The sequence below is a fragment of the Pseudomonas lactucae genome (genome assembly GCF_016937615.1).
In the GTDB taxonomy this organism is placed as follows: Bacteria; Pseudomonadota; Gammaproteobacteria; order Pseudomonadales; family Pseudomonadaceae; genus Aquipseudomonas; species Aquipseudomonas lactucae.
Window position 1 is genome coordinate 14255 of record NZ_JAFHKI010000057.1, and the last position, 21937, is coordinate 36191.

General features: G+C 61.7%; 17 protein-coding genes and 2 pseudogenes. 11 read left to right on the forward strand and 8 right to left on the reverse strand.

The window, feature by feature from the left end:
- Positions 1-50: 50 nt before the first annotated feature.
- From JWR98_RS11445 to JWR98_RS11475, 7 genes and pseudogenes are all read right to left on the reverse strand, one after another.
- Positions 51-1463, reverse strand: coding sequence for an aldehyde dehydrogenase family protein (locus JWR98_RS11445; protein WP_078732674.1), 1413 nt, complete (start codon positions 1461-1463; stop codon positions 51-53).
- Positions 1460-2517 (reverse strand): annotated as a pseudogene (locus tag JWR98_RS11450) (homoserine dehydrogenase). Before JWR98_RS11450 ends, JWR98_RS11445 begins: the two are co-directional and overlap by 4 nt.
- Positions 2518-2692: 175 nt before the next feature.
- The gene (locus JWR98_RS11455) at positions 2693-3130 is read right to left on the reverse strand and encodes an Lrp/AsnC family transcriptional regulator (RefSeq protein WP_078732676.1); all 438 of its coding nucleotides are present in this window, start codon (positions 3128-3130) and stop codon (positions 2693-2695) included.
- Between the two features lie 22 nt (positions 3131-3152).
- The gene (gene thrC / locus JWR98_RS11460) at positions 3153-4532 is read right to left on the reverse strand and encodes a threonine synthase (RefSeq protein ID WP_205490082.1); all 1380 of its coding nucleotides are present in this window, start codon (positions 4530-4532) and stop codon (positions 3153-3155) included.
- 17 nt (positions 4533-4549) lie between these two features.
- Complete coding sequence (locus JWR98_RS11465) at positions 4550-5440, reverse strand: LysR substrate-binding domain-containing protein (RefSeq protein ID WP_003173255.1); 891 nt, start codon at positions 5438-5440, stop codon at positions 4550-4552.
- 56 nt (positions 5441-5496) lie between these two features.
- Complete coding sequence (locus JWR98_RS11470) at positions 5497-6927, reverse strand: amino acid permease (RefSeq protein ID WP_078732678.1); 1431 nt, start codon at positions 6925-6927, stop codon at positions 5497-5499.
- Between the two features lie 116 nt (positions 6928-7043).
- On the reverse strand, positions 7044-8282 hold the full coding sequence (locus tag JWR98_RS11475; protein ID WP_205490084.1) for a cystathionine gamma-synthase family protein: 1239 nt from the start codon (positions 8280-8282) through the stop codon (positions 7044-7046).
- 282 nt (positions 8283-8564) lie between these two features.
- Between JWR98_RS11475 and JWR98_RS11480 the strand changes: the two genes are divergently transcribed.
- Both JWR98_RS11480 and JWR98_RS11485 read left to right on the forward strand, forming a co-directional pair.
- A complete protein-coding gene (locus tag JWR98_RS11480; RefSeq protein WP_179119911.1) occupies positions 8565-8708 on the forward strand; it encodes a hypothetical protein in 144 nt (47 codons plus the stop codon).
- An 89-nt stretch (positions 8709-8797) separates the two neighbouring features.
- Complete coding sequence (locus JWR98_RS11485) at positions 8798-9577, forward strand: FadR/GntR family transcriptional regulator (protein ID WP_003173261.1); 780 nt, start codon at positions 8798-8800, stop codon at positions 9575-9577.
- A gap of 88 nt (positions 9578-9665) precedes the next feature.
- Here the strand turns inward: JWR98_RS11485 and JWR98_RS11490 are convergent, their stop codons facing one another.
- Complete coding sequence (locus tag JWR98_RS11490; RefSeq protein ID WP_003173262.1) at positions 9666-10391, reverse strand: oligogalacturonate-specific porin KdgM family protein; 726 nt, start codon at positions 10389-10391, stop codon at positions 9666-9668.
- 359 nt (positions 10392-10750) lie between these two features.
- Between JWR98_RS11490 and JWR98_RS11495 the strand changes: the two genes are divergently transcribed.
- The 9 genes and pseudogenes from JWR98_RS11495 (at position 10751) to JWR98_RS11535 (ending at position 21914) form a co-directional block, all read left to right on the forward strand.
- The gene (locus JWR98_RS11495; protein ID WP_078732680.1) at positions 10751-11905 is read left to right on the forward strand and encodes a mandelate racemase family protein; all 1155 of its coding nucleotides are present in this window, start codon (positions 10751-10753) and stop codon (positions 11903-11905) included.
- Between the two features lie 72 nt (positions 11906-11977).
- Positions 11978-13588 (forward strand): ABC transporter substrate-binding protein, encoded by a 1611-nt coding sequence (locus JWR98_RS11500; RefSeq protein ID WP_205490086.1) that lies wholly within the window; start codon positions 11978-11980, stop codon positions 13586-13588.
- A 21-nt stretch (positions 13589-13609) separates the two neighbouring features.
- A complete protein-coding gene (locus tag JWR98_RS11505; RefSeq protein WP_205490088.1) occupies positions 13610-14647 on the forward strand; it encodes an ABC transporter permease in 1038 nt (345 codons plus the stop codon).
- Between the two features lie 46 nt (positions 14648-14693).
- A pseudogene (locus tag JWR98_RS11510) lies at positions 14694-16297 on the forward strand (ABC transporter substrate-binding protein).
- Positions 16298-16329: 32 nt separating this feature from the next.
- Positions 16330-17247, forward strand: a complete 918-nt coding sequence (locus tag JWR98_RS11515; protein WP_003173267.1) for an ABC transporter permease — start codon at positions 16330-16332, stop codon at positions 17245-17247.
- A gap of 16 nt (positions 17248-17263) precedes the next feature.
- On the forward strand, positions 17264-18103 hold the full coding sequence (locus tag JWR98_RS11520; RefSeq protein ID WP_078732684.1) for an ABC transporter ATP-binding protein: 840 nt from the start codon (positions 17264-17266) through the stop codon (positions 18101-18103).
- Between the two features lie 11 nt (positions 18104-18114).
- Positions 18115-18891 (forward strand): ABC transporter ATP-binding protein, encoded by a 777-nt coding sequence (locus JWR98_RS11525; protein WP_078732685.1) that lies wholly within the window; start codon positions 18115-18117, stop codon positions 18889-18891.
- Between the two features lie 191 nt (positions 18892-19082).
- Positions 19083-19994, forward strand: a complete 912-nt coding sequence (gene kdgD / locus JWR98_RS11530) for a 5-dehydro-4-deoxyglucarate dehydratase (protein ID WP_078732686.1) — start codon at positions 19083-19085, stop codon at positions 19992-19994.
- A gap of 120 nt (positions 19995-20114) precedes the next feature.
- A complete protein-coding gene (locus JWR98_RS11535) occupies positions 20115-21914 on the forward strand; it encodes a glycoside hydrolase family 28 protein (protein WP_205490090.1) in 1800 nt (599 codons plus the stop codon).
- Positions 21915-21937 lie beyond the last annotated feature (23 nt).

Sequence of the window (21937 nt, forward strand, 5' to 3'; positions counted from 1 at the left end):
TGGGCGGTTGGCCAGACCGGCCCAATGCACAGCCACCTGATGTGCCTCGCTCAACCGAGCGTGTTCAAACACACCACTTTGGGTTGCGTCATTTCCTCGTAGGCGAAGCGCACGCCCTCACGGCCCAGGCTGCCGTATTTGGAACCGCCGAATGGCATCGCGTCGAAGCGATAGTCGGAAGAGTCATTGATCATCACGCCTGCGGCTTCGATCCTGCGCGCGGCGCTCAACGCCGTGGCCAAGTCGCGGGTGAAGATCCCGGCGTGCAGGCTGTAGTCGGGCTCGTTGGCCAGCGCGATGGCCTCATCGAACGATTCAAACCGCTGCAACACCACCACCGGTGCGAAGATCTCGTTGCGCCAGAGCTGGCTGGCGTGATCGACGTTTTCCAGCACCGTGGCGGCGTAGCAGGCGCCTTGGCGCTGATGCCCGCAAAGCAACGTGGCGCCCCGTGCCAGTGCGTCGGCTACTACACGCTCGGCATTCTGTGCCGCATGCTCGGTGATCATCGGTCCGATATCGGTCGTGGCAAGCATCGGGTTTCCCACCGTCAGCGCCTCGGTCTGGCTGACGAATCGCGCACGGAACGCCGCATAAATCGACGCATGCACCAATAGCCGCTGAGTGCCGATGCAGTTTTGCCCCGCCGCCCAGAACGCGCCCGATACGCAGCTCGCCACAGTGGCCTCAAGGTCGCAGTCCGCCATGACGATCACCGGCGCATTGCCGCCCAGGTCCATCGCCAATTTCTTCAAGCCCGCGGTGCGGGCAATCTGCTCACCGGTGACAAACCCGCCGGTAAAGGAAATCATGCGTACTTCCCGCGCCGCCACCAGGGCCTTGCCCAGCTCGGCACCGCCGGTGGCAACCGTGACCACCGATTCGGGCAACCCGGCCTCGACCAGGTACGCCACCAGTTTTATCGCCGACAACGGCGCCAGTTCGGACGGTTTGAGAATCACCGCGTTGCCGCCGGCAATGGCCGGGCCGAGCTTATGGGCCACCAGGTTCAAAGGGTCGTTGTAGGGCGTGATCGCGACGATCAAACCGAGGGGCTCGCGGGAGAACCAGCCCTGGCGCGACTCCGAGCCTTCATACGCATCGAATGGAATCACTTCTCCAGCATTGCGCTTGGCTTCTTCGGCCGACAACTTGAGGGTGTTGATACACCGCTTGACCTCCTTTTCGGCCTGCTTGAGGGTCTTGCCGGCTTCGTCGACGATCAGCCGGGCGAACGCGCGGGCATCGCGCTCGACGTGCAAGGCCGTCCGTTCGAGGATCTGCGCCCTGCGGTAACGTGGCAACGCAGCGCAAGCGCGGACGCCGTCGCGTGCCTGTTCCAGCAGGTGTGGAACCTGCGACGCACACACATCCGCGACGGTGCCGACCGGCGTACCGTCAAAAGGATTGAAGACTTGGATCTGCGGTGCCACGACCGTGCGGGCCAGGTGCGAGACGTTCATTGGTTTGCTTCCCGGTGCTGTGCGGCGGATTGATGGAGGCTGATGATGTCCGACAGCAGCGCGAAGGCTGTTTCCGTGCGTCCGGCGCCGGCCCCGAAACCGTCACCGTGCCGATCAGGTCGGTGGTGAACGACACCGCATTGGTGGCGCCGCCGATGCTGGCTAACGGATGATCGTTGCTCAACAGGCGCGGCTCGACGCTGGCGCTGACCGAGCCGTCGGCCTGGCGCGTGGCGGCGCCGATCAGTTTCCAGCGCGCGTTGTCTTGGCGAGCCTGGTCGATGTCGCCGCGGGTGAGGGCGCTGATACCCTTGCAGCGCACATCGCTGACATTGATTCTTGCATCGAGCAGTTCGTTGGCGAGGATCACCACCTTGAGCCGTACGTCATGACCTTCGACATCCGCCGTCGGATCGGCTTCGGCATACCCCAGCGCCTGCGCCTGCTTGACCGCCTCGGCAAAACCCAGGCCGCTCTCCATGCGGGTGAGGACGAAGTTGGATGTGCCGTTGAGAATGCCCTCGAAACCGCTGATGGTGCTGCCGGCCAGCAACTGCCTGGCCAGGCGTATGACCGGTGTGCCACTCATCACCGCACCTTCGTATTCGAAGCCCACGTGGTTGCGCTGGGCCAGGGCTTTCAAGGCTGCACCGTGCAGGGCGATCGGCCCTTTGTTGGTGGTGACGACATGCTTGCCATTTTCCAGCGCCCAGCGACAGAACGAGGTCGCCGGCTCACCGTCCACCGGGTTGGTGAACGTGGCTTCGGCAATCATGTCGGCGCCGGAGTCTTTGATCACGGCTTCATTGAGGGCTGCCGCGTCGCCCCCCGGCAGTTGCGCCAGAGCGCCTTGGGACATGGGCAGAGTCGCCAATAAGGCGGCATCCAGCCCTTGGCGATCGATCACCGAGCCGAGGAACAGGTCGGTGACGCCGACGATTTTCAGGCTAAAACCCAGTTCGGTTTTCCAGCGCTCATTGCGCTCGGCGATCAGTTGCGCCAAGGCCCGGTTGACACCGCCGAAGCCGACCAGCGCCAGTTTGTATTCAGTCATTTTTATTGCCCCTGATCTGGGTGAGGAGTGGTTGGGCTCTAGATTAGGCGGCCAATCAGGGCAGTGAAATATGCCTATTTGCTCTATTTTATGGGCATTTTGACCAAGGGCCGGCGTGCCCGCCCGGCATAAAAAAAGCCAGCGAAGGCTGGCTCTTTCAGCGGCGGCGAAGGGCTCAGACGACGGACGTCAAGACGAAAGACGTCACCGTGTTTTCAACGCCCGCCAGCGCAGAAATCTGACTCCACACCTGATGCACCCGCTGCGGGTTCGTTGCGCCGACACGCAGCATCAGGTCGAACTCACCGCTCATGACGTCGCACTGGATGACTTCGGGGATTGCACGCAGTGCCTGCAATACATCCTCTCCGCGCATACGGTCATAGCGATAGACGAAGATCACCGCATTGATCTGCGCGGCGGCTTGTCCACCGTCGCCTGTCAGGACGGTATAGCCCCGTATGGCGCCGTCACGTTCCAAGCGTTCGATGCGCTGGCGCACGGCGTTGCGCGACAGATTGACCTTGGCCGCCAGCTCCGCGTGGGCGGCGCGGGCGTTGAGCCGCAGCTCGGCGATGATGCGTTCATCGAGAGGGTCCAGAATGCGCTTCATTGAGCCTCCAATTACCGCGCCCTCACAGCGCGTCGAGCTGTTGAAGGAGCGGGGCAATATCGTCGGGCCTGATCCGCTTATGCGCCGGTCCGCCGGGCGCAGTGTCCCGGCAAGCCTGGCGCGGCACACTGATCCCCAACGTGTCGAGCAGCGCCGTCGATTTGACCGGCGAGATTTCCCCCAGCGTGACCATTGGCGCCACCAGGCTGCGACGGTACAGGCGGGCGGCAAGCACGCCGGTGGCGGTGTGAGGATCGACGATGTAGCCGGTGTCACGGTACAACTCGGTCATCTCATTCAGGGTTTCAGTATCGCTGACCGCGTAGGAGTCAATGATCATCCGCGCCTGCAACCAGCATTCATTGGCGATGCTCATCTCGCCACAGGCCTCCAGCCCGGCCATCAAGGCGCTCACCGCCTCGGCATCGTGTTCGTAAACCTCCCAGAGAAAACGCTCCAGATTGGAGAACGTCGACAGGTCCATGGCCGGTGACAAGGTGGTGTTGGCGCGCAGCCTGGAATAATGGTTCTTCAGGAACAGCTGGTGCAGGGCGTCGTTGGTATTGGTGGCCACGATCAGCTGGGTGATGGGCAAGCCCATTTTCTGTGCGATGTAACCGGCATAGACTTCAGCGAAACTCGCCGCCGGCACACTGAAGCCGATCGGGCGCTGGCCGCCGCCCAGTTGCAGGACCGCGTGGAAATACACCACCAACTGGGCCAGCACGTTGACCCAGTTGCTGGAGTTGAAGCTGATCGCCGCGTACGGTGCGCACGGCCATTGGTTGAACAGCCCGCTCACTATGCGCTGGCACTCGTCGAAGCTTCCGTCGACAGCGAACAGATGCATAGTGGGCTGCGCCACCGCCAACAGCGCCTGCAACTGATGCGGGGGCACGCCGTGTTCGGGATAGAGCACCACCACGTGGGCCTCGGCACAGTCTTTGAACGCTTCAATGGCCGCCAGGCCGGTGTCGCCGTTGGTGGCGCCGAGCACCACCGCGCGTCGACGCCGCTGGTGCAGAAAGTGCTGCACCAACTGTGCCTGCAACTGCGCGGCGAAATCCTTAGAGGAGCGGGTAGGGCCGTGGAACAGTTCCAGCACCCATTCGTTGCGGTCGACCTGATGCAAAGGTGCTACGGCACGGTGCTGAAACCGGCTGCTGGCGGCTTTGAGCAGGCGCTTGAGGTCTGTTTCGGCAATCGTCGCCCCCACGAACGGCCGGATGATCCGATAAGCCAGTTCGTCGTAGGGCAAGGTTGACCAGTTAGCGATGTCGTGGGGCGCGAACAACGGCAGATCGAGAGGGACGAACAACCCGCCGTCGTCGGCGATGCCGGACAACACGACCTTTTCGAAGTCGGCCTGCACGGCCGCATTTCGGGTACTTATGTAGCGCATGGTTCGGCTCCGGCCGGTTATTTGTAACGGTGTGCCTGCTCGACCAGCCAGGTGGAAAACATCACGGCGTCGGGATGCTCGTCGGCGCCTGAACCGCGTACCAGGTAAAACGACTCGCTGGCCTCTATGCGCTGGTCGAATGGTTCAACCAGGCACCCGTCCTGGAGCATTTCGTCGACCATAGAGGAGCGGGCCAGTGCAATGCCTTGCCCCAATTGCGCCATGCGCAACGTCGAGATCAACGTATCGAACTGCAGGCCGCGCGATGAGTCGACCGCGTCGGCGCCGACCATCTTCAACCAGTATCCCCAGCCCTCTTCGTAACCCAGCACATGCAGCAGCGTGTGCTGGGCGATGTCGTTTGCCGTGTTCAGGGGGGCGTGCGCCATCAGGGTCGGCGAACAGACCGGAAACAACGTGTCCCAGGTCAGGCGCTGGGACACCAGGCCGGGCCATTGGCCGTGGCCCCAGCGAATCTCCATATCGTCTTCGCCATCCAGTTCCTTGACCCAGATATTGCTGATGTAGCGGATATCGACGTGCGGGTGCCGCTGACGAAAGTCCACCAGCTTGGGTGCCAGCCAGTGCACGAAAAACGCCAGGCTGCCGCGCACCTTGATCGGCCGGCGTTTGTGTTGGCCGAAAATCTCGCTGGTGCCCACCGCCAGTCGTGTGATCGCGTCCTGCACCACCGGCAGATAGGCCTGGCCCTCTTCGGTCAAGCCCAGGCCCCGGGGCAGGCGTTTGAACAGGGCCACCCCCAGATGGCTTTCCAGTTGGCGGATCTGTTGACTGACCGCGCCTTGGGTCAGACACAGTTCGTCAGCGGCGTGGGTGAAGTTCAGGCAGCGAGCGGACACCTCGAAGGCTCGCAGCCAGTTCAAGGGGGGTAGCGGCTTTTGCTTCATGGTCTGGACCTCATCGACGCTGCACTGAGCACGCTGACCCACGCCGTCGAACGCGCCTAGAACGCATCGGACGGTTGTACCGTGGACGTGAGCGACAAGCGTCGTTCGCGGCTGTTGCGGGTAATGTAATACACGAAGTAGCACCATGCGATGAAGGGGATGCCGAAGTACAACGCTACCCGCTGTTCCGGATCGAAAGCGATCCCCACACAGGCCAGGCTGCAGCACGCCAGTGCGCCCAGCGGCACCCACGGGTAACCCCGAACCCTGAACTTGAGCTCGCGCACATCGCCGCCGTTGGCCACATAGTGCCGGCGAAAGGCAATTTGGCTGGCGGCGATGCTCATCCACACCACCACCACCGCCAGCCCGGAGATCGATACCAGCGCCAGGTACACGGTGTCGGCGGCGAATACGCTGCTGAGCAGGGATGCGCCGCCGCCGATCATGCTCAAGATAATCGCGTTCAACGGCGTACCCATGCGGGTCAGTTGCGAGAACTGCTTGGGCAGGTGGCCCTGGTCGCTCAAGGTCCAGAGCATCCGTGAGGCGGCGTAGAGCCCGGAGTTGGCCGCCGACAACAGCGCGGTAATGATCACAAAGTTCATGATGTCGGCCGAGTAGGGGATGCCGATATAGGTGAACACCGTCACAAAGGGGCTCTCCACCAAACCGGCCTGTTCGCGGGGCAGCAGGGTGGCCAGGACAAAAATGGTGCCGACAAAAAAGATCGCCAGGCGCAGCACGGTGGTGCGAATGGCCCGTGGCACGTTGCGTTGAGGGTCTTTGGTTTCGCCGGCGGCGATGCCGATCAGCTCGGTGCCCGAAAACGCGAACGACACGGCCAGCAAGGTCATCGCAATCGACATGAAACCGGTGGGGAACAAGCCTTCCCGAGTAAAGTTGGCCAAGCCGATGCTGTGCGCCTGATCGATATTCAACAGCCCGAGAATAGCCCCGCCGCCGATGACCAGAAACACCACCACCGTCACGACTTTTATGAGCGACAACCAGAATTCGGTCTCGGCGAACAGACGCACCGAGACCACGTTGGTAAGGAACACCGTGCCGGCGAACAGCGCACTCCAGATCCATACCGGCGTGTCCGCAAACCAGCGGGTCATCAGGATCCCGGCTGCGGTGAATTCCGAGCCAATGGCCACGGTCCATGTCAGCCAGTACAGCCAGGCCACGGTGTAGCCGGTGCCCGGGCCGAGAAAGCGGGTTGCGTAGGTGCTGAACGAACCGGTTTCGGGCATCTGCACTGCCAGCTCACCCAGGCACATCATGACCATGTAGACCATCAGTGCGCCGATAATGTAGGCGATGACTGCCCCTAAGGGGCCTGCCTGGTTGACGGTGTAGCCGGACGTCAGAAACAAACCGGTGCCGATTACGCCGCCCAAGGCCAGCATGACAATATGGCGCGTCTGCATTTCCTGTTTGAAACCGGCGCGTGCGTTGAGTTTTTGTTCTTTTATGGACATGGTTGTTCTCATGAAAGTTGTTAGGGCAGGTCGCAACCTCGCCACTACGTTTTATTATTATTCCTCTTCATGAAACGCCCCGCAGACGGCCCTGTCGTGGGGTTTGAGACTTCAGTTCAGGCCGGCTCGCGGCTTTTTTCCTCGCGCAGGCAGCGCACAAACGCGAACGCCTGTTTCAGGTCGTCAAGCAAGTCGTCGGTGTCCTCGATGCCCACCGAAACGCGCACCAGCCCTTCGGAAATACCCAGCGCCTGGCGTTCTTCCAGCGTGTTTTCCACATGGCTGGTGGTGCGGGCCGGGCCGTAGATGGTTTCGACCGCTCCGAGGTTGCCGGCGCAGTGAGCAAATCGCAGGCGCGGCAGCAGCACCTTGACCGAGTCCATGCCGCCAATCAGCACGAAACTGACAATGGCGCCAAAACCGCCCATTTGCGCGCAGGCCACCGCGTGGTTCGGGTGACTGGGAAGACCGGGGTAATTGACGGACGCGACCAAGGGTTCAGTGCACAGGAACTCCGCCAGGGCATAGGCGCTGCGTTGCTGTTGGCGCATGCGCAGCACCAGGGTCTTCATGCCGCGGATGATCATATAGGCCGAGAACGGATCGAGTGTGGCGCCATTGATTTCGCGGTAGTGCCGAACCTGGGCCATCAGCGCTTCGGTGCCGCAGACCAGGCCGCCCAATACGTCACCATGGCCACTGAGAAATTTGGTCGCGCTGTGGATGACCACATCCACCCCCAGTGCCAGCGGGTTCTGATTCAGCGGTGTAGCGAACGTGTTGTCAGCCACCACCAGGGCGCCGACACGCTTGGCCGCTGCCACCAGGCGCTGGATATCAAGGATTTTCAGGGTCGGGTTGGTCGGCGTTTCCAAGTACAGCAGCCGGCAGCCGTTGGCGATTTCGCGTTCGATCGCCTCGTGGTCGAAGGTCTCGCACAAGGTGACCTCCACGCCCATGCGCGGCAGGAACTCCTCGAAAATCTTGTTGGTTCCGCCATAGCTGTCCTTGGTGGACACCACGCGGTCGCCCTGGGCCAGGAAGGTGTAGAGCACACTGCTGATGGCCGCCATGCCGCTGCTGAACGCAACCGCGGCTTCGGCCATTTCCAACTCACCGATTTTGGCTTCGAGGGTTTCGACCGTCGGGTTGCTCATCCGGCTATAGATGAAGCCCGGGGATTTCCCCAGCGCCACGTCGTACCAGACGTCGATGTCGTCGTAACCGTAGGCGGCGCTGACCACGATAGGCGTCTGCGTCGCGTTGTAGGGGTGCCTGACTTGCTCTCCGCCCCAGACCGCCCGGGTCCCGGCGCCCGCATTTTCAAGTCCAACGCTGTGAGGTTTATCGTTCATTGAGGCTACTCGCACTGATGGAGTGACTGTCGGTTCGTTCACTGGATAGTGCGGCTCAATATAGGGATCGGTGGTGCGCCCGAGAAACGATGTTATCGGTGCCAAAGGGCAGCTTTTTTTAATGGGTATACGGATCGCCACTGGCGTTGCGCTGCCAATAGCAACCGCCTGTCAGCCCCGTGCGCGGTTTTGTTGAACGTATCGTGATGATGTCCGGCCAGATAAATCAGGGACTGGGCCAATGGTCGGCTCAGTCATCAACCCGTCAGCAGGTGACTCATCATGAAGAAATTCAGTCTGGTACTGTGCAGCATGTTGCTGCTGCACGGCTGTTTCGACAGCGCCGATAACGCCACCAAGAACAATACCGACGGCAGCAAATCGTCGGTGCAGATGCAGGAGGGCAAGGCGCAGGAGAGTCAGTAACCCCGGTTGCCTATCACGCGTGTCTACGTTGTCGTACAACCAATGCGCTATGATGCGCATTCCTCCGTAAACCGAGATTTGTGTTCTTGATGGACAACCCTAACGTCCAGCCCACGGTTCGCCGCCGGCACCGCAGCCTGGCCGAAGACCTGGTCACTGAGCTTTCCCGACGCATCTGTGCCGGTGAGCTGGCCCGGGGCACAAAGATGCCCACCGAATCGCAAGTGATGGCCGAGCACGGTGTGAGCCGTACGGTGGTGCGTGAGGCCATCTCGCGTCTGCAAGCCTCGGGCCTGGTGGAAACCCGGCATGGCGTCGGTACGTTTGTGAAGGATATCCCGAGCCCCAGCGGGTTTCGGATCGACCCGGACACCATCGTGACCCTGCAGGATGTGCTGGCGGTGCTCGAATTGCGCATCAGCCTGGAAGTGGAGGCTGCCGGCCTGGCGTGCCTGGGGCGTACCGACGAGCAACTGCGGGTGATGCGCGACTCGCTGGATGCGCTTGATTCGCGGGCGGTGAGTGCCGACTATGCGGTGTCGGCGGACTTTCAGTTTCACCAGCAGATCGCCCTGGCCACCGGCAATCGCTACTTCACCGATATCATGCTGCACCTTGGGATGAACATCCTGCCGCGTACGCGCCTGCACTCCAAACGCTTGGCCAACGACAATAAGGAGCCCTATCTGGAGCGCTTGAGTCGTGAGCATGAGGACATCTACAAAGCCATCCTGCGTCGCGATGCCGACGCCGCTCGCGCCGCGATGCGCCTGCACTTGTCCAACAGTCGCGAGCGCATGCGCCGCGCCTATGAAGCTGCCGCCGCCGAACTGTCGAACGGCCCGGCCGTGGTGAGCGCGTCGCCCTGAAACCTGCTGGTCGGCCCATCAATTGAACTGAATGCAGCTGGCTTGCCTGGCGCACGATGCGCGTGCGCCAGGCAAGTCGTGGGCTGCGTTACATGAAGTTGTACTGCACGCCCAGGCGCCAGCGTGCCTGGCGGTCTTCAGAGGTGGCGTTGACCTTCACATCGCCGATCTCCATGAACGGTGCCCATTCCTTGGTGAGCTTGTATTTGACGATCAGGTTCTGTTCGTAGTCGCTCTTCTTGTTGTCGTAGCGGATGTAGTCGGTCTTGAAATAGATGAACTGATATTCGTACGCCCATTTGCTCGCCGGCGTGTAGCCGAGCCAGCCCTCAAAACGATGCGTAGTCTGGTCATCCTTGATGTGGTCGGGCAGGTCTTCGTCGACCTGGTCGCGGTCGAGCTTCTTGGCGTCGAGGCGATAGCGCGTGGCCGCATAGAAGGCATCGTTGATCTTGTAGTTGTACTTGAGCCCGAATTTGTAAGTGGTCGAATCCTTGGAACTGTCCATCTGGAAGGCCGGGGTCAAGGTCGATTGCGGGCTGAGCTTGTAGTTGTAGCTGACGGTGAACTCGTGGCCGTTGTTGACCATGTTGTCGTAGGCCACGTCTTCGCGGTCGCCCGCCGTGCGGTATTTCATTTCTGCTTCAAAACCCAGGCCGCTGTCCAGGCGATAGTTGAGCTTGATTCGATCGGCGTGGGCGCTGTCTTCCTCGGTGAACTGGTGGCGGTAGTTGATGCTGGCAGAGTCAGCGCTGACATAGAGCGGCAGGCTGAAGGTCAGGGCGGTAACAAGCGTGCGTAAGGTGGTGTTCATACGGTCTTCTTTTTTGTTTTTGTTAGGGTCGTTTGAGGGTGTTTCGGCACTGGGTTGTTGCGTATGGCTCTCATCTATGCTGCCGATATACGTTATCGTACGACAAGATGACTCGTCTATGGGTTATCTGCTATTTTGAAACATCTTGAAATATATATACCCAGTGAATAGGGCTACAAAGCAAATGCAGTTATTCCTTGGTTGTCTTTAAAAACGGGGCTTTTGTTGGTTCTTTCGGAAAATACGCGGGTGGTGAAGGGAGGTTATTGGGTCTTTTCAAGCGTTGTACGATGACCTATGATCGATCGCAACAGACGACATCTCCCGTCTCAAATCCAATAAGAAGGCTCAAGACGTCCATGAGAATCACAGCAGTCAACGTCCAGGTTTTTTCCTACCCGACCCGCCGCGCAGTGGACAGCGCCGGCCACGCTCACCCCGGTGACGTCACCCAGGCGCAGATGGCTTTGCTGCGCATCCAGACCGAAGATGGCCAGGAGGGTTATGCCTTTGGCGCGCCCGAGTTGATCCGCCCCTATGTGCTCGATGGTTTTGTGCGCAAAGTGCTGGTGGGACAAAACGCGTTTGACCGCGAGAAAATCTGGCACGACCTGGCGCATTGGCAGCGTGGCAGTGCCAGCCAGTTGACCGACCGCGCGCTGGCCCTGGTTGAACAGGCGCTGTGGGATTGGGCGGGGCGCAAACTGGGCGTGCCGGTGCACAAGTTGATCGGCGGGTTCCGCGACAAGGTGCCGGCCTACGGCTCGACCATGTGCGGCGATGAATTGCCCGGCGGCCTGGCCACTCCCGACGACTACGGCCGGTTCGCCGAAACTCTGGTGCAGCGCGGCTACAAGGCCATCAAATTGCACACCTGGATGCCGCCGGTGTCCTTCGCCCCGAGCCCGCGCATCGATGTCGCAGCCTGTGCGGCCGTGCGTGAAGCGGTCGGGCCGGACATCGCATTGATGCTCGATGGCTATCACTGGTACAGCCGCACCGAAGCGCTGTATATCGGGCGCGAGCTGGAGAAGCTCGACTTTGCCTGGTTCGAAGAGCCGATGATGGAGGAGTCCGCGGAGTCCTATGCCTGGCTTGCGGGGCAACTGGATATTCCGGTGTTGGGTCCGGAAACCCTGTCCGGCAAACACCTGAGCCGCGCCAGCTGGGTCAAGCACGATGTCTGCGATATCTTGCGTGCCGGTGTGGCGGGCGTCGGCGGCATTGCACCGTGCCTGAAGGTGGCGCATCTGGCCGAGTCGTTCGGCATGGATTGCGAGATCCATGGCAACGGCGCCGCCAACCTGGCGGTGGTCGGCGCTATCAAGAATTGCACCTGGTACGAGCGTGGCCTGCTGCACCCGTACCTGGACTACGACGAAGTTCCGGCCTACCTCAAGCGTCTTGTAGACCCTATGGATAACGACGGTTTTGTGCACCTGTCCGACCTGCCGGGGCTGGGTGAAGACATTGACTTCAACTACATCGAGACCAACACGCTTAACAGCTTCTGACCTTTACACGGGTGGCTCGGCATGCGCCGGGCTGCCCAAGAGCCGTATAAATATAAAAAAGGCACTCGTGTTATGACTATTTTCCCTTCGCTGTGGGCGCGGGTATTCGTCGCCGCCCTGGCTATCACTGCGGTACCTGCAAGCTTTGCCAAGACCCCGGCCGATCAGTTGATCGTCGGCATGAGCATGATCAACCTGCTGTCCCTGGACCCGGCGGCCGCCACCGGCCTGGACGTGTCGGAGATCAATGCCAACCTCTATGACATGTTGCTGGTGCAGGACGTCGCCCAGCCTGATCGCCTGGTGCCGGCGCTGGCCGAGCGCTGGCAGGTCAGCGATGACCGCAAGACCCTGACCTTCAACCTGCGCGACGGCGTGAAATTCCAGTCCGGCAACGCCCTGAGCGCCGAAGACGTGGCCTGGTCGCTGCACCGCGTACTCAAACTCAACCTCGCCCTGGCGTCGACCTGGAAAGCCTACGGTTTCACCGCCGAAAACGTCGAGCGCTATATGCGCGCCACCGATGCCTCGACCTTCGTGATCGAGCTGCCGCGACCTACCGATCCGCTGCTGGTGCTCAACACCCTGGCGACCTCGCCGAGCGCATTTATCCTCGACCGCAAAAAAGTCCTCGAACACCAGAAAAACAACGACATGGGCGCCGCCTGGCTGGTGACGCACGCGGCCGGCAGTGGCGCGTTCGTGCTCAACGACTGGCGCGCCAACGATGTGATCCTGATGAGCCGTTTCGACGGCTACTGGGGCGGCCCGGCCAAGCTCAAGCGCATCGTCATGCGCAACATGACCGAGTCGCAGTCGTTGCGCCTGATGATCGAGCGCGGTGACCTGGACATTGCCAAAGGCATGTCCGCGCCGGACATCGAAGCCCTGCAAAAAAGCGACAAGGTGCGCACCCAGACCCTGCAGCGCGGCACCCTGTATTACGTGGCGCTGAGTGTGAAGCAGCCGATGTTTGCCGATGCGCGCGTGCGCAAGGCCGTGCGTTCGCTGATCGACTACCAGGGTATCAATCAGACGGTCATGCCGCATTACGGCGTGATCAACCAACGCCCGATGCCGTTGGGTTTGGCTGCGCGCCTGCCCGATCCCGGCTATACGCTCAACGTTGAACAGGCCAAGGCCTGGCTGGTCGAAGCCGGCTACCCGAACGGCTTCAAGACCACCATCCGCGTGTTGGCCGAGCCGCCGTTCATCAACATTGCTTCCAACCTGCAGTCGACCCTGGCCCAGGCCGGTATCCAGGCCAGCATCGTGACCGGCACCGGCAACCAGGTCTACGGCGCGATGCGTGAGCGCAGCTTCGACATCATCGTCGGGCGTGGCGGTGGCGGGGCGGAGCGTCATCCGCATTCCAGCCTGCGCACCCTGGTGTACAACCCGGATAACCGCGATGAGGCCAAGCTCACCAACTTCCAGGGCTGGCGCACCTCGTTCTACAGCCCTGAGCTGAACCGGTTGATCGAACAGGCGGAAGTCGAGCCCGATGCCGGCAAGCAACTGGCCCAGTACCGGGCTATCCAGGAGCAGGTCGATCAGCAAGTGGGCGCTATTTTGCCCGTCTCGCAAATGACCGACACCGTGGTGGTATACACCGACGTGGCCGACTTCCAGGGCCATACCGCTGCGACCACGCGCTACAAAGACGTCTACAAAAAGCGCTGATCGATTAATCAGGAGCTCACTATGTTTGTTATGACTGCCTCTGTCATGGGCGCTCGCGCTTCCAATACCCTGCGGCGTACCGGCACGGTGCTGGTGACCTTGCTCGGCCTGTTGGCGCTGACCTTTATCATCGGTCGGGTCATGCCGCTGGACCCGGTGCTGGCCGTGGTGGGGCCGGACGCGGACGCGTCCACCTACGACCAGGTGTACCGTTCGATGGGCCTGGATAAACCGATATGGACCCAGTTCGGGCTTTACCTCAACGACTTGCTCCACGGCGACTTCGGCAACGCGCTGTTGACCGGCCACCCGGTGCTGGACGACATCCTGCGCGTGTTCCCGGCGACCATCGAGCTGGCCACCCTGGCGATTCTGTTCGGCGTGCTCATCGGGTTGCCGCTGGGGGTGTGCGCGGCCAGTAACCAGGGGCGCCTCGGCGATCACGTCGCCCGGGTGATCACCTTGTTCGGTTACTCCACGCCGATTTTCTGGCTGGGCATGATGGGCCTGCTGGTGTTCTACGCCTGGCTCGGTTGGGCCGGTGGAGCAGGGCGCATCGACCTGGCCTATGACGGCATGGTGCCCGAGGTCACCGGCCTGCTGCTGATCGACACCAGCCTGGCGCGCGACTGGGAAGCCTTCGCCAGCGCCTTGCGCCACATCGTGCTGCCGGCACTGATCCTGGGCCTTAACTCAGTGGCGTACATCAGCCGCATGACCCGCAGCTTCATGCTGGAGCAACTGTCCCAGGAGTACATCATCACCGCGCGGGTCAAGGGTTTGTCCCGTCGCCAAGTGGTGTGGGGGCATGCGTTTCGCAACATCCTCGTGCAGTTGCTGACGGTGGTGGCGCTGGCGTACGGCTCGCTGCTGGAAGGCGCGGTGCTGATCGAGACGGTGTTCGCCTGGCCGGGGTTCGGCCAGTACCTGACCAGCAGCCTGATGCTCGGTGACATGAATGCGGTGATGGGCTGTGTGCTGGTGATCGGCTTGATTTTCGTCGCGCTCAACCTGATCAGCGACGCCTTGTACAAGGTGTTCGACCCACGCACCCGCTGATGCGCAACGCAGTACCGATAAAACTAATAAGAAGAAGGATTTTTTCATGACATTTTCGAAACTGCACCTTGGCCTGTTCGCGGCCGCACTCACCCTCGGGCCGATGACCCTGGCCCACGCCAAGACCCCGGCCGATCAACTGATCGTCGGCATGAGCATGGTCAACCTGTTCTCCATCGACCCGGCCAACGCACCCGGCCTGGATGCGTCCGGCGTCAACGCCAACCTCTACGACACGCTGATCAAGCGCGACCAGGGCAACCCGGAAAAACACCTGCCGCAGTTGGCCGAACGCTGGGACATCAGCGAGGACGGCAAGCAGGTGACGTTCCACCTGCGCCAGGATGTGAAGTTCCATTCGGGCAACCCGCTGACTGCCGAAGACGTGGCGTGGTCGCTGTACCGCGTGATGAAGCTCAACTTCGGTCTGGCCACCACTTGGAAGGCCTACGGCTACAGCGTCGACAACATTCAATCGCTGATCCGCGCCACCGACACCCACACCCTGGTGATCGACCTGCCGCAGACCATGGACCCGCTGCTGCTGGTGGACTCCCTGGCGATCTCGCCCAGCGCCGTGGTGGTGGACCGCAAGACTGCGCTGGCGCATGAAAAAAATGCTGACCTGGGTGCCGGTTGGCTGGTGACGAACGAGGCGGGCAGTGGCCCGTTCGTGCTGAGCAAATGGAGCGCCAACGACTCGCTGCTGCTGACCCGTTTCGACGGTTACTGGGGCGCGCGGCCAAGCTCAAGCGCGTGGTGGTGCGGCACATGACCGAATCCCAGTCGCTGCGCCTGATGCTTGAGCGCGGCGACCTTGACCTGGCCTATGGCATGGCCGCGCCGGACATTCGCGCCATCGATGGCTCGGACAAGATCCAGGTGCAGTCACTGCCGCGCGGGACGATGTACTACGTGGCGATGAGCATGAAGCAAGCCGAGTTTGCCAAGCCCCAGGTGCGTGAAGCAGTGCGCAACCTGATCGACTACAAGGGCTTGGATGAGCAGGTGATGCCGTACTACGGCAAGCTTAATCAGCAACCGATGCAGCTGGGGTTGCAAGCGCGCTTGCCGGACCCGGGTTATCACATGGATGTGACCAAGGCGAAAAAGCTGCTTGCCGAGGCGGGCTATCCCAACGGTTTCAATACCACCATTCGCACCTTGTCAGAGCCGCCGTTCATTGATATCGCCGCGCGCCTGCAAGCGACACTGGCCGAAGGCGGGATCAAAGCCAGCATCGTCACCGGCACCGGCAACCAGGTGTACGGCGCAATGCGTGCGCGCAATTTCGAGATCATCGTGGCGCGGGGTGCCGAGCGTTATCCGCACCCGTATTTCAGCCTGCGGACCTTCGCCTACAACCCCAACAACAGCGACGACGCCGGCTTGCCGAACTTCCAGGGCTGGCGCGCTTCGTTCTTCAACCCGCAACTCAACAGCCTGATCGACCAGGCCGGGGTCAGCCGCGACCCGGCGCAGCGCATCAGCCTGTACCACCAGGCGCAGAACCTCTACGACCAGCAGGTGGGGCCGATCCTGATGATCTCGCAGATGACCGACACCGTGGTCAGCGCGGCCGACGTCAAGGGTTTCAGTGGTGACGATGCCGAGGCCACCCGTTACCTGGGTGTCTACAAGCAGCGTTGAGTGCTTCCACAATTCACACAGAGAAGATGCTTATGAATGCCAACCTGTCTTCCATAGAGTCGGCGGCGAAGCGCCCGGTGGATCGTACGCCAGGCTCCAGCTTTGACGCCTTTTGCAAGAGCAGCCTGCGGGTGTTGCGGCATTTGTTGCGCAACCCCATGACCCTGGCGGGCCTGCTGGTGGCGTTGCTGTTGGTGGTGGTCGCGGCCTTCGCGCCGTGGATCGCCACCCACGACCCGGTGGCGCAAAACCTCGCCAACGCCTTGCAGGCACCGGGCGCGGCGCACTGGTTCGGCACCGATGAATATGGCCGGGATATTTTCAGTCGCCTGGTCTACGGCTCGCGCATCACCCTGTACATCATTGGCCTGGTTACGGTGATTGTCGGGCCTATCGGGCTGTTTATCGGCACGGTGTCGGGCTATTTCGGCGGGGCGGTGGACACGGTGTTCATGCGCTTGACCGATATCTTCATCTCCTTCCCCAGCCTGGTGCTGGCGCTGGCGTTCATCGCCGCCCTGGGCCCCGGCCTGGAGCACGCGGTGGTGGCGATTGCCTTGACCTCCTGGCCGCCGATTGCGCGGCTGGCGCGGGCCGAAACCCTGTCGCTGCGCAATGCCGATTTTGTCGTCGCGGTGGAGCTGCAAGGCGCGTCGCCGGCGCGGATTATCCTGCGCCACATCGTGCCGATGTGCCTGTCGTCGGTGATCATCCGCCTGACCATGAACATGGCCGGGATCATCCTGACCGCCGCGGCCCTGGGCTTTCTCGGCCTGGGCGCCCAGGCGCCGCTGCCGGAATGGGGCGCGATGATCTCCACCGGTCGACGCTACATGCTCGAATGCTGGTGGCTGGTGGCGGTACCCGGGGCGGCGATCATGCTGGTCAGCCTGGCCTTCAACCTGTTGGGCGATGGCCTGCGGGACATCCTTGATCCGCGCAGCGAATAATCGGAGGAACACCTTTATGTCCGCCATCAAACTGAATGTCGAAGGGCTGAATGTGCGCTTCGTCAGTGGCCAGAAAGAAACCCACGCCGTGCGCGATGTGTCCTTCACCCTGGGTCGGGAGAAACTGGCGATTGTCGGTGAGTCCGGTTCGGGTAAATCCACGGTGGGGCGCAGCCTGCTCAAGCTGCATCCGCCCAGCGCGAAAATCACCGCCAAGGCCATGGCGTTTGGCGAAGTGGACTTGCTGTCGGCCAGCGAAAAGGCCATGCAGAAGATCCGTGGCCAGCGCATCTCGATGATCATGCAAGACCCCAAGTACTCGTTGAACCCGGTGGTCAAGGTGGGCGATCAGATTGCCGAAGCCTACCTGGCCCACCACAAGGCCAGCCGCGGCGATGCGCGCGAGCGTGTGTTGCAGATGCTCGAACAGGTGCACATCCGCGACCCGCAACGGGTCTACAACCTGTACCCCCACGAAGTGTCCGGCGGCATGGGCCAGCGCATCATGATCGCGATGATGGTGATCACCCGTCCCGAAGTGATCATCGCCGACGAGCCCACCTCGGCGCTGGATGTCTCGGTGCGCCAGCAAGTGCTCAACGTGCTGGAAGAGCTGGTAGACCAGCAGCAGATGGGGCTGATTTTTGTCAGTCACGACCTCAACCTGGTGCGCAACTACTGCGACCGCGTGCTGGTGATGTATGCCGGGCGCGTCGTCGAATCCCTGGCCGCCTGCGACCTGCAGTACGCCGAGCATCCCTATACCCGTGGCCTGCTGGCCGCACTGCCGAGCATGGACAACCGCCGCGTGCACCTGCCGGTGCTCAAGCGCGACCCGCTCTGGCTGACCCAATAAGGAACCTGACCATGCCCATGATCCAAGCACACGCCTTGAACCTGAGCTTCGGCACAGGCGCCGCCATCAACCAGGTGCTGCACGATGTGAGCCTGAGTGTCGCCGACGGTGAATCGTTCGGCCTGGTGGGGGAGTCCGGCTCGGGCAAGACCACTGTGTTGCGCTGCCTGGCCGGGCAGTACCGACACTGGAGCGGCGCGCTGAGCATTGCCGGCGCGCCGTTGCAGCACAAGATTCCCAAGGCGCATTTTCGCAAGGTGCAAATGGTCTTCCAGGACCCCTACGGCTCCCTGCATCCCAGGCACACCATCGACACCGCACTGCGTGAGCCGCTGATTATCCACGGGGTAGGGGACAGGGATGATCGTATCAACGAGATCCTGCTCAAGGTCGGCCTGAACGATAGCTTCCGCTTCCGCTATCCGCACCAGTTGTCCGGTGGGCAGCGCCAGCGCGTGGCGATTGCGCGGGCGTTGATCCTGGAGCCACGTGTGTTGCTGCTGGATGAGCCGACCTCGGCGCTGGACGTGTCGGTGCAGGCCGAAATCCTTAACTTGCTGGCGGACCTGCGCCAGCGCGAGAAACTCACCTATCTGCTGGTCACCCATGACCTGGGGGTGGTCACCCACTTGTGTGATCGGGTGGCGGTGATGCAGCACGGCAGGATCGTCGAGTTGCTCGACTGTCAGGCGCTGAGCCAGGACCTGGCCGCTCACGACTACACACGCATGCTGGTGCAGGCCAGCCGAGACTTCAGTCAGGCGTCGGAGCGGCGTCGCGTAGGCTAAAAATGCATAGTCATCGTACGACTTTGTATTGGTCGTACGAATTTTATTTCGTTATTTCCTCATATTTTGCTAGGTATTATCCCGAAAGCTCCATCGCGTGCGTTTAGGCGGTAGCTTTAATAATAGTGTAGTTGTACGATGACTTACCTCTTAAGGTATTCCATTCATTTTCGATGTGAGGTTTGCGAACCATGACGCCACAAGAACTAAAAACAGTCCTGTCTTCCGGCTTGCTCTCGTTCCCGGTGACCGACTTTGACGCCGCCGGCGACTTCCGCGCCGACACCTACGCCCGTCGTCTTGAGTGGCTGGCGCCCTACGGCGCCAGCGCACTGTTCGCGGCCGGCGGCACCGGGGAGTTCTTCTCTCTGGAGGCCAAGGAATACACGCAGATCATCAAAACGGCCGTGGACACCTGCAAAGGCCAGGTGCCGATCCTCGCCGGTGCCGGTGGCCCCACGCGCCAAGCCATCGCTTACGCCCAGGAAGCAGAGCGCCTGGGTGCCGCCGGTATTCTGTTGATGCCGCATTACCTCACCGAAGCCAGCCAGAAGGGCCTGGTGGCGCATGTGGAGCAAGTGTGCAATTCGGTGGATTTCGGTGTGGTGGTGTACAACCGCAACCTGTGCCGTCTCAACGCCGACAGCCTGGAACAGTTGGCCGAGCGCTGCCCGAACCTCATCGGCTTCAAGGACGGCATTGGTGAAGTCGAATCGATGGTCAGCATCCGTCGCCGCCTCGGCGACCGCCTGACCTACCTGGGTGGCCTGCCGACCGCCGAAGTGTATGCCGCCGCCTATAAAGCCCTCGGCGTGCCGGTGTATTCCTCGGCGGTGTTCAATTTCATCCCGAAAACCGCGATGGATTTCTACCACGCCGTGGCCGCTGACGACCACGCCACGGTGGGCCGCTTGATCGATGATTTCTTCCTGCCGTACCTGGCCATTCGTAACCGGTGCGAAGGCTACGGCGTGAGCATCGTCAAGGCCGGTGCGCGCCTGGTGGGGCATGACGCCGGCCCGGTGCGCGCGCCACTGACCGATCTGCTGCCGGACGAGGTGGAACAACTGGCGGTACTGATCGAGGCCCTCGGCGCCCAGTAAGGCGCTCGCCAGGATCACCTGTGGGAGCTGTCGACATGTCATCGGCTGACGCGCCAACGCTCGACAGCTCCCACCTGCCACCTGCCTCGGTGTGATGACCGGCAAAACAAGGAGAACAATATGCCGCTTCAACCCTCGAAAAAGTCCTCGGTGCGTTGCGCGCTGACCCTCGCGGCCCTGGCTTGCAGCCCGCTGTCATGGGCGCTGCAAGCCCCGTCCAAGCTGCAAGTGCCCACGCTGGCCTATGACGATCAGCAGATCATCCTGGTCTGGGAAAAACCCACCGGGCACGCCGATGTCCAGGACTACCGGGTCTACGCCAACGGTAGGCTGCTGGGCTCCAGCAATGCCAACAATGACCAGGTGTCGCCAGCCAAGCCCTATATCGACCAGTTCTATCGGCAAGACACTGCCCATTTCCACCATCGCATCGGCATTCACAGCTACACCGCGCAAGGCCTGAAACCCGACACGGCTTACCGTTTCACCGTGCGTTCGGTGGACGGCAAGGGCAACGAGTCCGCCGACAGCGCACCTGTGATGCAGCGCACCACGAAAGTCGCGGCGGTGTTTGACGTGAAACGCTATGGCGCCAAAGGCGATGGTATCCATCTCGACACCCTGGCGATTCAAACGGCCATCGATGCCTGCTCCCCAGGCTGCAAGGTCTTGCTGCCCAAAGGCACCTACAAGAGCGGCGCGCTCTACCTCAAGAGCAACATGACCCTGGAGGTGGCCGAAGGCGCGACGCTGCTGGGCTCCGAACGCGCCGAAGACTACCCGCTGGCGGGTTACATCCAGTACCCGTATTCCACGACGGTGCGCCCGGCCTCGCTGATCAACGCCTTGCCCCGCGATCCGCGCCAGCACCAGGCGTTCGAAAACATCCGCATCGTCGGCAAGGGCACGATCGACGGCAATGGCTGGAAGCGCAACGCCGATGTCGTCGATGAGCGTGGCCAGGCCCTGCCGTTCTACGTGCCCAGCGACAATACACGCTATGCCCAGGACGGCGTCCTGGCCAAGGCGCAGGTGGAGCAGGCCGTGGCGCGGGGCATGAATGTCAAGGACGCCTACGGGCAGATGCGTTCCTCGCTGATCACCCTGCGCAACGTCAAGAACGTGTTCTACGGCGGCTTCACGGTGCTGAACCCGGCGTTCCACGGGATCATGAACCTGGAGACCGAAAACGTGGTGCTGGCCAACACCACCCACAAGACCTACGACGCCAACAACGGCGACGGTATCGAGTTCGCCAACAGCAAAGGCGCCATGGTCTTCAACAACTTCTTTGACACCGGCGATGACTGCGTCAATTTCGCCGCCGGCACCGGCGCGAACGCCGTGCATCAGCCGCCCCAGCAAGACGCGTGGATTTTCAACAACTACTTCCGCAAAGGCCACGGCATGGTGGTGGCCGGCAGTCATACCGGCGCGTGGATCCAGAACATCCTGGCCGAAGACAATGTGTCCGACGGCACCGACGCCGGGTTACGCATGAAGAGCACCAACTTCATGGGCGGCGGCGCGCGCAACGTCACCTTCCGCGATTCGGCGATTCGCAACACGCTCAAGCAGGCGTTCATCTTTACCCTGGACTACAACGACCCGAACGCCAAACTCGATTACCAGCGTTCCACGATTGCCGGGCAGTTCAAGGCTATTCGGGTGAGCGACGTCAGCGTCGAGAACGCCCAGGGCCGGGCGATCGAGGTCAAGGGCGACAGCCAGCACAACGCTTACCACGAAGGCCTGGTGTTCCAGCGCGTGCGTTTGCGTGGCGCGGCCGGGGCGCGGATCGACGGCTTGAAAGACTCGCGTTTTGAGGCGGTGGTGTTCAGCGAACACGGCAGCGCCAACCCGTGGCAGGTGACGGGCAGTTCGGGGCTGAGTTTCAAGGATGTGCAGCCGGTGCCGTAGCCCCGGTATCTGCCATCCGGACC